This window comes from Azospirillum sp. A23 (genome assembly GCF_042938965.1).
In the GTDB taxonomy this organism is placed as follows: Bacteria; Pseudomonadota; Alphaproteobacteria; order Azospirillales; family Azospirillaceae; genus Azospirillum; species Azospirillum melinis.
The window spans coordinates 201,205-215,522 of record NZ_CP170664.1; the positions used below are offsets into that span (position 1 = coordinate 201,205).

Consider the following 14,318-nt stretch of genomic DNA (forward strand, 5'->3'; position numbering starts at 1 on the left):
CGAGACGATGAGCGAAGCCCATACCTTCCACCCCACGGTGCTGCGCGAGTACGACATCCGCGGCATCGTCGGCAAGACGCTGACCCCGGCCGACGCCCGCGCGGTCGGCCGCTCCTTCGGCACCGTGGTGGTGCGCAAGGGCGGCAAGACGGTCTGCGTCGGCTACGACGGCCGTCTGTCCTCGCCGGAACTGGAGGAAGCGCTGGTCGAGGGGCTGGTTTCCACCGGCCTGCACGTCCTGCGCATCGGGCTCGGCCCCACGCCGATGCTGTATTTCGCCACCCGCGACCGCGAGGCGGCGGCCGGCATCATGATCACCGGCTCGCACAACCCGCCGGACTACAACGGCATCAAGATGATGCTGGGCAAGGGTCCGGTCTATGGCCAGCAGATCCTGGAACTCGGCACCATGGCGGCGAAGGCCGACTGGGAGCAGGGCCAGGGCTCGTCGGAGAAGATCGACGTCCAGGACGAGTATGTCGCCCGCCTGTTGAAGGACTATGACGGCACCCGCGACCTGAAGATCGCCTGGGACGCCGGCAACGGCGCGTCGGGCGAGATCCTGCGCCGCCTGACCGCCAAGCTGCCGGGCACGCATGTCCTGCTGTTCGACGACATCGACGGCAACTTCCCCAACCACCATCCGGACCCGACGGTCGAGGCCAATCTGGTCGACCTGAAGAAGGCGGTGGCGGAGCATGGCTGCGACATCGGCATCGGCTTCGACGGCGACGGCGACCGCATCGGCGCCATCGACCACAAGGGCCGCGTGGTGTGGGGCGACCAGCTGGTGGCGCTCTATGCCGCCGACGTGCTGAAGAGCCATCCGGGCGCCACCATCATCGCCGACGTCAAGGCCAGCCAGGCCCTGTTCGACGAGATCGCCAAGCATGGCGGCACCCCGCTGATGTGGAAGACCGGCCACTCGCTGTTGAAGGCCAAGATGGCCGAGACCGGCTCGCCGCTGGCCGGCGAGATGTCGGGCCACATCTTCTTCGCCGACAAGTGGTACGGCTTCGACGACGCGCTCTATTGCGGCGTGCGGCTTGCCGGGCTGGTCAGCAAGCTGGACACCACGCTGGCCGCCTTGCGCGACGGCCTGCCGGACATGGTCAACACGCCGGAGACCCGCTTCCAGATCGACGAGGAACGCAAGTTCGCCGTGGTCGAGGAGGTCAAGGGCCGAGTCAAGGCGTCGGGCGCCAAGGTCAACGACATCGACGGCGTCCGCGTGACGACCGACGATGGCTGGTGGCTGCTGCGCGCGTCCAACACCCAGGACGTGCTGGTGGCGCGCGCCGAGTCCTACAGCCAGGAAGGGCTGGAGCGGCTGAAGGGCGCGCTGATCGAGCAGCTGGTGGCCTCCGGGCTGAGCGCGCCGTCCTTCGAGGGCGGCGGGTCGCACTGAGGCATGGTGGGTGGGGGGCATCGGCTGACGAGTGCCCCCCTCTTCGATCAAGGGCTGGTTTTGTCTTTGAAGCAGCCCCCGAATCAAATCGGGAAGCTCCCAGCGTTTTTGCGACAATTCTTTCTGAACACCTCATCTACGCCGGCCGCGACCTCGGTGAAGGTGAGGCGCAGCGCCGTACGGCCGATGCAGTCCCCCAGCCGCATGGTCATCCGGCGATCTGGACCGAACGCCTCGTGCTGGTCGTCGCTGGTCCGGCCGCGGCCCCGGCAGAGAAAGCGCTGCCGCGCCCACTCGATCAGCGCCCGTTTGCCGTGGATTGGGAGTGTCGCGAAGCCCTTGTGTCTTCGTGCCGTTGGCGACCATCGGGCCGCCGGCACAGGAGGGCCAGGCGTCGAGCGCCCGGCGGCGCGGCAAAGCTCTGCTCGGAGCCCTTGTCAAAGCCATCGTCACATGACCGACGGCCCAGCACCCCGGAACCCAACAAGAGCCTTTCCGATTTCATGGCCTTGGCAAGGGCGGGCCAAGGAATGGAGGGCCTTTCGCCCCGATCCTCAACACGACGGCAGGGGAAACGGATCAAGTTCGTCGGCTTTGGCGAGCAACCCTGATGGACAACTGGAAGAAACCACTCTACCGTAGGCTATCACTCACGAAAAATTCCTTATGTTTTCTGTGGGTGTAGGGGTGCTGCATTGTTTCAGCATTGAAATCTGTAGCCTACCATTGAATGTATGCCGTAGTCCCCGGCGTTCGGAACGTCGCGGGTCGGTCCGTCGGTATTGCACGGGTTCCGTGGAGCGTTTCTGGACGGCGTCGGAGGACGACACCATGCTGGAGGACAGCCCGCTTTCCGAGGAAGCGAAACGGCAAGCCGTGGAACACGCGTTGCGCAAGAGCGAGGAGCGTTTCCGGCTGGTCGTGGAATCGGCGCCCAACGCGATGGTGATGGTGAACAGCCGGGGGATGATCGAAATGATCAACACCCAGACCGAGCGTGTCTTCGGCTACACGCGCCGCGAACTGCTCGGGCAGCCGGTGGAGATCCTCGTTCCCGCCCGCTTCGCCGGGCATCATCCGGGGATGCGGACCCAGTTCTTCGCCAATCCGCAGTCGCGGCCCATGGGGGCCGGGCGGGATCTCTACGGATTGCGCAAGGACGGCAGCGAGTTTCCGGTGGAGATCGGCCTCAACCCGATCGAAACCGAAGAGGGCACGATGGTCCTGTCGGCGATCGTCGACATCTCCGACCGAAAGCAGAAGGAAGAGAAAATCCAGCAGGCGCTGAAGGAGAAGGACATCCTCCTCGCCGAAATCCATCATCGGGTGAAGAACAACCTTCAGATCATCGGCAGTCTGCTCGATCTTCAATCGTCGCGCATCATGGACGGGCAGGTTCTCGACATGCTGCGCGACAGCCAGTCGCGCATCCGCTCGATGGCTCTGATCCATCAGACCCTGTACCAGTCCAAGGATTTCGCGCGGGTCGATTTCGCCAATTTCCTCGACGCGCTGGCGCCCACCCTGATCGCCTCCTATGGGGTGGATCCGGCGCGGATCACCTTGTCCCTCGACACGGTCGGGGTCCAACTGCCCATCAACACGGCCATTCCCTGTGGCCTGATCATGAACGAACTGATTTCGAACGCCCTGAAGCATGCCTTCCCGGACGACCGCCGGGGCGTGATCACCATCCGGCTGTCCAGGGACACGCCTTCGGAGGTTTCCCTTCGGGTCAGCGACGACGGGGTCGGGCTGCCACCTGCGCTGGACCCCGCGAAGACCGAAACCCTTGGGCTTCAACTCGTCAATTTGCTGACGCAGCAGCTTGGCGGTGCGCTGACGATCCAGCCCGGCCACCCGACCAGCTTCCTGTTGCGGTTCCCATCGGACGAATGAGTGGAGGCGATCGATGTCGAAGGCCAGAATTCTGGTGGTCGAGGACGAGCGCATCGTCGCGCTTCATTTGCAGCAGCGTCTGAAGCTGCTGGGCTATGACGTGACCACCCCGGCGGCGTCCGGCGTGCAAGCGCTGGCCTCCGTCCGCGACGAGCGGCCCGACCTCGTCCTCATGGACATCCACATCGAAGGGCCGATGGATGGCATCGACACCGCCCGGGAAATCTCCAGGACGTCCGACACGCCGGTCATCTACCTGACCGCCTATTCCGAACAGGCGACGCTGGAGCGCGCCCGCGCCACCAGACCCTATGGCTATCTCGTCAAACCCTTCAGCGAACGGGAGCTGCACGCGACCATCCAGATGGCGCTGGAACGCCGCGACGCCGACCTGGTGGTCCGGCAAAGCGAGGAGCGGCTGCTGCTGGCCCTGGAGGCCGCCGATATGGCGTCCTGGGAACTGGACGCGACCACGAAATCCGTTCTGCACGTCGGCAACTCCCATCGCTTCTTCGGCCATCCGCAGGAGGTTCTGGCCGGGGCGTGGGACGGTTTCCTGGCGCTGGTGCACGACGAGGACCGCCATCAGGTCGATCGGGTGTTCAGCCACACTTCCGATCACGGTGGCCTGTGTTCGACCGAATTCCGCAGCGTCCATCCCGACGGCGCGCTTCACTGGCTGAAGATCCAGGGGAAACTTTTCACCGGCAACGTCGACGGGAAAAGCCGCATCATCGGCGTCATTCAGGATATCACGGAAAGGCGAAGGACCGAGGTCCAGCTTCAGCAGGCGGCCATGGTCTTCGAATCGGCCCAGGAAGGCATCCTGATCCTGGACAGGGCGTTCGACGTCATCAATTTCAACCGTGCATACTGCACGATCAGCGGGTGTCAGGACGACGAGATCATCGGAAAGTTCCCTCACATCCTGGACACGTCGCTTGGTACGCCCGTCGACCGGCGCAGCATGATGACGACCCTGGCCGCGGCCGGGCGGTGGCACGGCGAGATTCTCGGCCGCCGCCGGGATAATTCCCTGCTGCCGGTGCTGGTGAACATCGCGTCGGTCTGCGATGCCAAAGGCGACGTCACCCACTATGTCGCGTTGTTTTCGGACATGACGGCCATCCGGCAGGCCCAGGAGCAATTCCAGCATTTGGCGCATTACGACCCGCTCACCGACCTGCCCAACCGCCTGCTGGCGATGGACCGTCTGCAACAGGCCATGAACGCCGCCCAGCGCCGCAACGGGACGGTGGCGCTTCTATTCATCGATCTCGACCATTTCAAGCGGATCAACGACACGTTGGGACACAGCATCGGCGACGAGCTGCTGCGGACCGTGGCCAAGCGCATGCGTCTGGCCGTGCGCCTGGAGGACACCGTCGCGCGGTTGGGCGGCGACGAGTTCATGGTGATCGTCGACCGGGTCGAACAGCCGGTCTGTGTGGCCGAACTCTCCAACCGCATCATCGCGCGGATTTGCGAGCCCATCGCCTTGGCCGGGATCGAGTTGACGGTGTCCGTCAGCGTCGGAATCAGCCTGTTTCCCGACGATGGCCTGACGCAGGACGATCTGATCCGCGCCGCCGACACCGCCATGTACGTGGCCAAGGATGACGGGCGCAACCGCTTCGCCTTCTACACCAAGGAGATGACCCGGAAAGCCACCCTCTATATGGAGCGCGACCGCGACCTGAGGCGCGGTTTCGACATGGGGGAGCTGGTTTTGCATTACCAGCCGCAGATCGAGATGGCGAGTGGCGCGGTCCTGGGCGTCGAGGCGCTGATCCGCTGGCAGCACCCGACCGCCGGCCTGTTGGGACCCGACGCGGTGATTCCCATCTCGGAAAAGAGCGGCCTCATCGTTCCCATCGGCGAATGGGTCCTGCGCGAGGCCTGCGCGCAGGCCTGCGCATGGCGGCGGGCCGGACTTCCCCCGTTGCGGATGGCGGTCAACGTCTCGGCACGGCAGATGAACCCGGACCGTCTGCCGCAGTTCCTGAAAACTCTTCTCGATGAAACCGGTCTGCCCGCCGAGCGGCTGGAGATCGAAATCACGGAAAGCACCTTGCAGAACGAGGACGACTGCCTCGCCACGCTGCTCCAGCTCAAGCGGCTCGGTCTGATGGTGGCCATCGACGATTTCGGAACCGGCTATTCCTGCATGGGGTCGCTGAAGAGCCTGCCGATCGACCGGCTGAAGATCGACCGCGGCTTCATTCGCGACATTCCCGAGGACCGCGACAGCGAAGCGATCACCGAGGCGATCATCGCCATGGCGCACCGCCTGAACCGTACGGTGATCGCCGAAGGGGTGGAAACGCTGGCGCAGCAGGACTTCCTGCGGTCCCGCGGCTGCCGGGAAGGGCAGGGGTATCTCTATGCCCGGCCCATGGCCGCCGCCGCCGTCGCCGCCTTGCTGGCGGAGCGGTCCGGCCTCGCGCCCGACCTGCCGTGACGGCGGCCGCGCCAGCGCGGGAGCGATGGGGCGCTATCTGAAACTCGCCAGATGCCGCCGGAACCGGGCAAGGCTCCAGGCGAAGAACAGAGCGCCGATTCCGGCGGTCGCGGCGAAGCGCGGCCACACCACGTCGAACCCCGCCCCGCGGAACAGGATCGCCTGGGCGAAGGCGACGAAATGGGTCGAGGGTGACAGCTGCATTGCCAGTTGCAGCCATTCCGGCTCGCTTTCCAGCGGGGTGAAGCCGCCGGACAGCATGTTCATCGGCAGCACGATCAGGATGAACAGCAGGCCCAGCTGCGGCATCGAGCGCGCCACCGTGCCGAGGAAGATGCCGAGCGCCGTCGCGAAGAACAGGTAGAGCGCCGTCCCGGCCAAAAACAGCGGGACCGATCCCGCCAGTGGCACCGACAAGACGCCGCGCAGCACGGCATAGAGCGCCACCAGCGTCAGACCCAGGATCACCGCACCGTTCGCCAGCACCTTGGCGGCCATGATCTCGGCCGGGCGCACCGGCATCACCAGCAGATGCTCCAGCGTGCCGTGCTCGCGCTCGCGGATCAGGGCGGCGCCGGCCAGCAGCACCGCCAGCATGGTGACGTTGCTGACCACCGACATGGTGCCGGTGAACCATTTCGTATCCAGCGCCTCGTTGTAGGCGACGCGGACCTGCAGGCTGACCGGGGCGGCGCTGCCGTCGGCCTCGCGGCGGACGAAGCGGCCGACCTCGTCGTCGACGATGCCCTGGATGGTGCCGGCGCCGATGCCGGCCTGCATCATCGCGGTGGCGTCGATCAGCAGCTGGATCGCCGGGCTGCGGCCGGCCAGCACGTCGGCCTGGAAGTTCGGCGGGATGTCGAGGACGAAGGTGTAGCGGGCGGAATCCATCGCCGGGTCGATGTCGGCATGGCCGATCATCGCCGGGGTCTGGAACTCCGGCCCGTGGAAGCTGGAGGCCAGCCGCTGCGACAGGGTCGAGCGGTCCTCGTCGACGATGGCGATGGCGGCGTTGCGCAGCTCGTGCGAGATGCCGGTGGCCTGGCTATAGACGGAAAAGGTGAAGGAATAGACGACGAAGCCCAGCATGAAGACGTCGCGCAGCAGGCTGATCCACTCCTTGCGCGCCAGTGTCAGGCTGTTGCGGAGGAAGCGCGTCATCGTTCAGCGCTCCTGTTTCGGCAGGAAGGCGACGCCCAGCGCCAGGAAGACCGGCACGAAGGCGGCGGTCGCCAGGATGAAGGGGATGAGTTCGGGCAGGGCAAGCCCCTTGGTGAAGGCGCCGACCGACAGTTTCAGGAAATGCGTGGTGGGGAACAGCGTGCCGAACAGCCACGCCCCGCCTTCCAGCGTCGCGACCGGTTGCAGCATGCCGGAGAACTGGGTGGCCGGCAGCATGGTGACGATGGCGGTGCCGAACACCGCCGCCGTCTGGGTCGCGGTGAAGACGGAGATCAGCAAGCCCAAGGCCGTCGTCGCCACCACATAGACCAGCCCGCCGAGCAGCAGCCCGAACAGGCTGCCCTTCACCGGCACGCCGAACAGGGTGACGGCCATCGTCACCATCAGCAGCAGGTTGAAGGCGGCGAGCCCGATGTAGGGCAGCTGCTTGCCCAGCAGGAACTCCAGCCGAGTCACCGGGGTGACGTAGAGGTTGGTGATGGAGCCCAGTTCCTTCTCCCGCACCACGCCCAGCGCGGCGAGGATGGCGGGGATGAAGACCAGCAGCAGGCCGATGGTGGCGGGGACCATGGCGTCGAGGCTGCGGAAGCCCTGGTTGTACCGGTAACGCATCTCAAGATTGGCGGCCGGGGCGGGCAGGGCGATGCCGGACGCGGCGGCGGCGTCCTGGATGAAGCGCTGGTGCAGGCCGGCGACGTAGCCCTGGATGGTCTCGGCACGGAAGGGCATGGCGCCGTCGATGCGCACCGCCACCTCGGGGATGCGGCCGCGGCGAAGGTCGCGGCCGAAGCCCTCGGGGATCTCGATGGTCAGCGACGCCTCGCCGCGTTGCAGGCGGAGCGCCAAGTCGCGGGCGTCGATGGCGGGCGGGGTGGTGCGGAAGCTGCGCGAGCCGTCGAACTGCTCGATGTAGGCGCGGCTTTCGGGCGAGCGGTCATGGTCGAGGACGGCGAAGGTCAGGTTCTCGACATCCATGGTGATGCCGAAGCCGAAGACCAGCATCAGCAGCACGGTGCCGAGCAGGGCGACGGTCAGGCGGACGGGGTCGCGGCGCAGTTCGAGGGTTTCCCGCCAAGCGTAGGCGAGCAGGCGGCGGCGGGAGAGGGGGGCATGGGAGGATCCCCTCTCCCCCTCAACACAAGCTTTGCTTGTGTTGCCGGCAGGCGAAGCGAAGCTTCGCCGAGAGGCGGGGAGAGGGTTAGGGTGAGGGGGTGGCGTGGCGGGACCGAACCTAGAATCCTCGCTGTGCGTCCCCCTCTCCCCGGGGGGGAGAGGGGGAGTGGGCGGGGTTTCGGGGTGTGCATCCTCCATGAACCCGATGAACGCGTCGTCCAGGCTGTCGGCCTGCTGTTGGCGGCGCAGTTCGTCGGGGGGGCCGGCGGCGATGACGCGGCCGGCGTTCATGAAGGCCACCCGGTCGCAGCGCGCCGCCTCGTTCATGAAGTGGGTGGAGACGAAGATCGTCACCCCCTGGTCGCGCGACAAACCGATCAGGTCGCGCCAGAACTGGTCGCGCGCCACCGGATCGACGCCGGAGGTCGGCTCGTCGAGGATCAGCAGCTCCGGCCCGTGCAGGATGGCGACAGCCAGCGACAGCCGCTGCCGCACGCCCAAGGGCAGCCGGTCGGCCACCGCGTCGATGTAGGGCGACAGGCCGAAACGCTCCACCAGCGCCGCCAGCCGGGTGTCGGCGTCGGTCAGGTCGAACAGGCGGGCGTGCAGGTCGAGGTTCTGGCGCACCGTCAGCTCGCCATAGAGCGAGAAGGCCTGCGCCATGTAGCCGACGCGGTGGCGGCTCTCCAGATCGCCGGCGTCCACCGGCCGGCCGAACAGCCGCGCCTCCCCCGCCGTGGCGGGCAGCAGGCCGGTCAGCATCTTCATCGTGGTGGTCTTGCCGCAGCCGTTGGAGCCGAGGAAACCGAAAATCTCGCCGCGGCCGATGCGGAAGCTGATGTCCGACACCGCGGTGAAATCGCCGAAGCGGCGGGTCAGACCAATGGCTTCGATGGCGGGTTCGGCACCGGCGGGCTCGGGAGGGCGGGGCGGCACGGTCAGGCGCCGGTGGCCGCGTTTGGCCTCCTCCGGCAGCAGGGCGACGAAGGCCTCCTCCAGATCGGCGGCGCCGGTGCGCGCCTTCACCGCGGCGGGAGTGTCGTGGGCAAGCAGGCGGCCGGCATTCATCATCACCACCTGATCGAACCGCTCCGCCTCGTCCATGTAGGAGGTGGCGACCAGCACGGTCATGCCGGGGCGGCCGGCGCGGATGCGGGCGATCAGGTCCCAGAACTGCCGGCGGGACAGCGGATCGACGCCGGTCGTCGGCTCGTCGAGGATCAGCAGGTCGGGGTCGTGCAGCAGGGCGCAGCACAGGCCGAGCTTCTGTTTCATGCCGCCCGACAGCTTGCCGGCCGGGCGGTCGGGGAAGGGGGCGAGGCCGGTGGACTCCAGCAGGTCGGCGATGCGGCGCCGGCGTTCGGCGGCGTCGAGGCCGAAGAGGCGGCCGAAGAACTGGAGATTCTCGGCGACGCTGAGGTCGGCGTAGAGGTTACGGCCGAGCCCCTGCGGCATGTAGGCGATGCGCGGCTGGAGAGCGGCGCGGCCGCGGCGGTCGGAGACGTCGGTGCCCAGCACGCGGACGCTGCCCTGCTGGATGCGCTTGGCCGTGGAGATCAGGCCGAGCAGGGTCGACTTGCCGACGCCGTCGGGGCCGATGATCGCCACGCTGGTGCCGGGAGCGATGTCGAGCGAGGCGTCCGCCAGCGCCACCGTCCCGCCATAGCGGTGCCGCACGCCCGACAGCGAGACGGCTGGAGTCATGATTTTGTGCCCGCGGGGATATCCCCTCTCCCCCCCGGGGAGAGGGTTAGGGTGAGGGGGATGCGGGTGGTGGATTGAGAGGCGGAGGGGCGCTGATTCTCGGCGAAGTCACGCAGTGCATCCCCCTCACCCCGACCCTCTCCCCGCCTTTCGGCGAAGCTGCGCTTCGCCTGTCGGCAACATAAGCTTTGCTTATGTTGGGGGGGAGAGGGAGTATTCCCGGGGGAAGAGGTCGCTTCCCGCGTCAGTTTCGATTCCAGCCAGTCGGGCCAGACCGCCTTGTCGTCCAGCTTCACATAGGCCATGCCGGTCAGGCCGGTCTTTACCCGCTCGATGTAGCGGGTCACCAGCGCTTCCGGGACGCGGGCCTTGACGCGGAACATCATGCGGTCGCGTTCGGACTTGGTCTCCACCTGCTTGGGCGTGAACTGGGCGCGCGGGGCGACGAAGGTCACGGCGGCAGGGATCGCGGTGTCGGGAACCGCGTCCAGCAGGATGCGGGCCTCGGCGCCCAAAGCGAGGTTGCCCGCCGTGTCGGTCGGCAGGAAGAAGGTCATGTAGACGTTCGACAGGTCGAGCAGAGTCGCCGCCTTGCCGCCGGCCGCCAGCACCTCGCCGGGCTCGGACAGGCGGTAGAGGACGCGCGACTTGCGCGGCGCCTTCAGCACGCCGTCGGCGACCAGATCGGCCAGCCGGTCGACATCGCCGGCCGCGGCGGCGATGGCCTCCTCGGCGCTGGCGAGGTGGCTCTTGGCGGCCTCCAGGGCGGCGTCGGCGGTGCGGCGGCTGTTGCGGGCCTGATCGACGCGCTGTTCGGAGACATGGCCCTTGCCGAACAGGATCAGCGCCCGCTCCATCTCCTTGGCGGCGAAGTCGGCCTCGCTGACCCGCTGGGCGACCAGGGCCGCCGCTTCCTCCCGGCTGCTGCGGGTCTGGCGCAGCTGGGCTTCGGCGGAGCGGAGCTGCGCTTCCAGGTCGCGGGTGTCGAGCGTGGCGATGACGGCGCCGGCCTCCACCAGATCGCCCTCCTGCACCGGGATGGTCAGGACGCGGGCGGCGTATTTGGTGGCGATGTCGATCTCGTTCGCCTCGATCCGGCCGTTGCCGGAGGCGAAGCCGGCGGGCAGGCGGTTGCCCTGCATCGCCCGCCAGCCATAGGCGGCCCCGGCGCCGAGGATCGCCAGCAGGGCGACGGCGATGAGAAGTCGCTTTGCGATGGTCATGGCTGGGTCCCTTTCCCGGCTTTCTCGTTGGGGCCGAGAGCGCCCATCACGCCGGCCAGGATGCGGGTGCGCGCCGCATCATCGGGGGCGGCGTCCAGCGTGCGGCGGAGCGCCAGCAGCGCCTCGGCATAGTGGTTGTGCCAGTCGAGGCCGGCGGCGAGGTCGGCAGGGGCGAGGCGGGGGTGACGGTCGGCCGGCGTCAGCGGGCGCGGGGCGGCGAGGTCGACGCGGTCGTCCAGCGCCGGCTGGGCGATGCGCTCCGCCGGCCAGCCCCTGTCGAGCAGGGCCTGGCGGATGGAGGCGCGGGCGGCATCCTCGCCATGGACCAGGAACAGGCCGTGGCCGACGCCGTGGCGGGCATTCACCCAATCCAGCAGGGCGGTGCGGTCGGCATGGCCGGAATAGACGTCGATGGAGCGGACCTTCGCCTTGACGGCGATCTCCTCGCCATGGATGCGGACGCGGGGCGTGCCCTCCTGCAACAGGCGGCCCAGCGTGCCGGGGGCCTGATAGCCGACCATCAGCACGGTGTCCTGTGGGCGCCACAGGCGGTTCTTCAGATGGTGGCGGATGCGGCCGGCGTCGCACATGCCGCTGGCCGCCATGATGATCGCGCCGCCGGCGATGCTGTTCAGCCGCTGGCTTTCCGGCACGCTGCGGACATGATGGAAATTGGCGCGGGTGAAGGGGTCGCCGTCGGTCTCCAGATCGTCGAGATGGCGGCGGAAGACGCCGGTCACCGCGTCGGCAAGCGGCGAGTCGAGGAAGACGTCCACCGCCGGCAGCTGGCCGCTGTCGAACAGGCAGTCGAGGTCGTACAGCAGCTCCTGCGTCCGCTCCACCGCGAAGACCGGGATCAGCAGGACGCCGCCGGCTGCCAGGGCGGTGGACACCTCGGCGCGCAGAACCGCCTGCCGTCCGGCCTCGTCGAGATCGGTGCGGTCGCGGTCGCCGTAGGTGGTCTCCAGCACCATCCAGTCCGGCCGCTCCGGGCCGTCGGCGTCGGCGTGGAAGCTCTTGCCGCCGGGGCCGAGGTCGCCGGAGAACAGGATGCGGGTGGGTTCGGCGGCGCCGTTTCCAAGGCCATTCGAGACTTCGACCTCGATGGAGGCGGAGCCCAGGATGTGGCCGGCCTGCCAGAAGCGGGCGCGCAGGCCCGGCAGGATGTCGGTCCAGCGGTCGTACTCGACACGGCGGAGCCGGCGCAGGCTGCGGATGGCGTCGTCCTGGGTGTAGATCGCCTGGACCGGCGGACGGCCGCGCTGGCGGTTGCGGCGGTTGAGGCGCTCGACCTCGCCCTCCTGGATGTAGCCACTGTCGGGCAGCATGTATTCCAGCAGGTCGACCGTGCCGCCGGTGGCGTAAATCCGGCCGCGGAAGCCCAGCTTCGTCAGCTTCGGCAGCAGGCCGGAATGGTCGATGTGGGCGTGGGTCAGCAGGACGGCCTCGATCGCCGCCGGATCGAAGGGGAAGGGGCGGTAGTTCAGCTCCCGGATCGTCTTGGTGCCCTGGAACATGCCGCAATCGATCAGCACGTCGCCCGCGGGCGTCGACAGGCGGAAGCAGGAGCCGGTCACCGTTCCGGCGGCGCCATGGAAGGTCAGCGACAGGGACATTGGTCGGTTCCTTCTAAAATATCCCCCCTCCCCCCCGGGGAGAGGGTCAGGGTGAGGGGGTTCCGCTTCGTGGATCTCTTCGGCTGCGCCGAACCCCCTCATCCCGACCTTCTCCCCGCTTTCGGCGGATCTTCGATCCGCCTGTCGCGTCAGCGCAAACGAAGTTTGCGCGTGAGCAAGGGGGAGAAGGAGACTGGCTCTTGGTCAGTTCACCCCACCGCCACCCCGCTGTTCTCCGCCGCAAAGGCCTGGGCGAAGGTGAAGTCGGCGTTGGTGCTGGCGTGGATGCGGTAGAGCGGCTCGCCACGGCGCACCGGCTCGCCCACCTTGCGCAGCAGGTCGATGCCGGCTCCCTTGTCGGTCGGCGCACCGGCAAGCCGGGCGATGCGGGCGAGGCGGTAGCAGTCGAGCGACGACACGATGCCGTCGGCGGGCGAGGCGACCTCCGCCACCAGCGAGCCGAGCGTCGCCACGGCGGGCGGTGGACCCTGCAGGGCGATGATGCGCTCCATGGCGGCGAACGCGGCACCCGACTCCAGCAGCTCGCGTGCCCGGCGGTTGCCGCTGCCGCCGCGGACGGCGGGGTCGAATTCCAGGATGCGGCCGGCCAGCAGCAGGGCGCGCTCCCTCAGGTCGGCGGGGCCGGCGGGGTCGTTGCGCAGCACGGCCATCACGTCGCGCGCCTCCAGCACCGGGCCGATGCCGCGCCCGACCGGCTGCGAGCCGTCGGTGATCGCCACCTCCAGCGTCAGGCCGAGACGGTCGCCGACATGCTCGAACAGCTTGCGCAGGCGCACCGCCTCGCCGGCCGTGCGGATCTTGGCGCTGGGGCCGACGGGGATGTCGATCAGCAGATGGGTGGAGCCGGCCGCCACCTTCTTCGACAGGATGGAGGCGACCAGCTGTTCGCGGGTGTCGATGGCGAGCGGCCGTTCGACCGAGATCAGAATGTCGTCGGCCGGCGACAGCCGGACATGGCCGCCCCAGACCAGACAGCCCTTGGCCTCGCGCACCAGGGCCTGCATGCGCTCCATCGGCACGTCGACATTCGCCAGCACCTCCATGGTGTCGGCGGTGCCGGCGGGCGACGTGATGGCGCGCGACGAGGTCTTGGGGATCGGCAGGCCGTGGGCGGCGACGATGGGCACGACGATCATCGAGGTGCGGTTGCCGGGAATGCCGCCGATGCAGTGCTTGTCGGCGATGGTTCCGCCGCCAACTCCATCGGGACCCTCCCAGTGCAGCCGGGTGCCGGCGGCGATCATGGCGCGGGTCAGGCCCAGTACCTCCGCCGTCGTCATGAAGCTGGCGCAGGCGATCAGGAAGGCGGCGATCTCGATCTTGGAGTAACGCTGCTCGGTGATGTCGCGGATGATCGCGGCGAGCTGGTCGTCGGTCAGGGCGGCGCCGCCGACCTTGGCGCGCACCAGCTCGAAGCTTTCCGGCGGGGTCGGAGGCACGAGATGGACGGCGGAGCCCGCCGCCAGCCCGAGCTGGCCGAAGGCGGGGTCGGACAGGCCGATCTCGTCGGGAGCGACGATGGCGGGGTCGTCGACGACGTTCAGAACCGCCAGCAGGGAGCGGCCGTCGTTCCGCACCTCCACCCGTCCCAGCCCGAGGAAATCCTCGACATGGTACCGGGTGCAGCGGCGGTTGAGGAAGGCGACGTTCTCCCGGACGGTGTCTATCGCCAGATGTCGAAGCGTCAGCAT

Annotated in this window: 8 protein-coding genes; 3 read left to right on the forward strand and 5 right to left on the reverse strand. The window is 68.0% G+C overall.

Translation table 11 applies throughout. From position 1 onward, the window contains the following. Positions 1-7 precede the first annotated feature (7 nt). From pgmG to ABNQ40_RS06350, 3 genes are all read left to right on the forward strand, one after another. Entirely contained in the window at positions 8-1,408 is a 1,401-nt protein-coding gene (pgmG, locus tag ABNQ40_RS06340; RefSeq protein WP_109048274.1) for a phosphoglucomutase/phosphomannomutase PgmG, read from the forward strand. 666 nt (positions 1,409-2,074) lie between these two features. Then, positions 2,075-3,307 carry a sensor histidine kinase gene (locus tag ABNQ40_RS06345; RefSeq protein WP_247879596.1) on the forward strand — a complete coding sequence of 411 codons (1,233 nt, stop codon included), beginning with the start codon at positions 2,075-2,077 and terminating at the stop codon, positions 3,305-3,307. 13 nt (positions 3,308-3,320) lie between these two features. Then, positions 3,321-5,768: an EAL domain-containing protein gene (locus ABNQ40_RS06350; RefSeq protein ID WP_109048275.1), complete on the forward strand. Its 2,448-nt coding sequence runs from the start codon at positions 3,321-3,323 to the stop codon at positions 5,766-5,768. Between the two features lie 33 nt (positions 5,769-5,801). On the opposite strand, the gene ABNQ40_RS06355 is transcribed toward ABNQ40_RS06350, so the two are convergent. The 5 genes from ABNQ40_RS06355 to ABNQ40_RS06375 all read right to left on the reverse strand — a co-directional run bounded on the left by ABNQ40_RS06355 (position 5,802) and on the right by ABNQ40_RS06375 (position 14,318). Continuing rightward, the gene (locus ABNQ40_RS06355; RefSeq protein ID WP_109048276.1) at positions 5,802-6,929 is read right to left on the reverse strand and encodes an ABC transporter permease; all 1,128 of its coding nucleotides are present in this window, start codon (positions 6,927-6,929) and stop codon (positions 5,802-5,804) included. A 3-nt stretch (positions 6,930-6,932) separates the two neighbouring features. Continuing rightward, entirely contained in the window at positions 6,933-9,767 is a 2,835-nt protein-coding gene (gene rbbA, locus ABNQ40_RS06360) for a ribosome-associated ATPase/putative transporter RbbA (RefSeq protein ID WP_109048277.1), read from the reverse strand. Then, positions 9,764-10,990 carry an HlyD family secretion protein gene (locus ABNQ40_RS06365; protein WP_109048278.1) on the reverse strand — a complete coding sequence of 409 codons (1,227 nt, stop codon included), beginning with the start codon at positions 10,988-10,990 and terminating at the stop codon, positions 9,764-9,766. Before ABNQ40_RS06365 ends, rbbA begins: the two co-directional genes overlap by 4 nt. Next, positions 10,987-12,606, reverse strand: a complete 1,620-nt coding sequence (locus tag ABNQ40_RS06370; protein ID WP_109048279.1) for an MBL fold metallo-hydrolase — start codon at positions 12,604-12,606, stop codon at positions 10,987-10,989. The genes ABNQ40_RS06365 and ABNQ40_RS06370 overlap by 4 nt, the downstream gene beginning before the upstream one ends. A gap of 209 nt (positions 12,607-12,815) precedes the next feature. Next, positions 12,816-14,318 (reverse strand): thymidine phosphorylase family protein, encoded by a 1,503-nt coding sequence (locus ABNQ40_RS06375; RefSeq protein ID WP_109048229.1) that lies wholly within the window; start codon positions 14,316-14,318, stop codon positions 12,816-12,818.

Bases quoted from the DNA above. Each gene is read 5' to 3' on its own strand.
- ABNQ40_RS06365 (WP_109048278.1), bottom strand. From the start codon at position 10,990: ATGACCATCGCAAAGCGACTTCTCATCGCCGTCGCCCTGCTGGCGATC.
- pgmG (WP_109048274.1), top strand. From the start codon at position 8: ATGAGCGAAGCCCATACCTTCCACCCCACGGTGCTGCGCGAGTACGAC.
- rbbA (WP_109048277.1), bottom strand. From the start codon at position 9,767: ATGACTCCAGCCGTCTCGCTGTCGGGCGTGCGGCACCGCTATGGCGGG.
- ABNQ40_RS06375 (WP_109048229.1), bottom strand. From the start codon at position 14,318: ATGCTGACGCTTCGACATCTGGCGATAGACACCGTCCGGGAGAACGTC.
- ABNQ40_RS06345 (WP_247879596.1), top strand. From the start codon at position 2,075: ATGTTTTCTGTGGGTGTAGGGGTGCTGCATTGTTTCAGCATTGAAATC.
- ABNQ40_RS06370 (WP_109048279.1), bottom strand. From the start codon at position 12,606: ATGTCCCTGTCGCTGACCTTCCATGGCGCCGCCGGAACGGTGACCGGC.
- ABNQ40_RS06355 (WP_109048276.1), bottom strand. From the start codon at position 6,929: ATGACGCGCTTCCTCCGCAACAGCCTGACACTGGCGCGCAAGGAGTGG.
- ABNQ40_RS06350 (WP_109048275.1), top strand. From the start codon at position 3,321: ATGTCGAAGGCCAGAATTCTGGTGGTCGAGGACGAGCGCATCGTCGCG.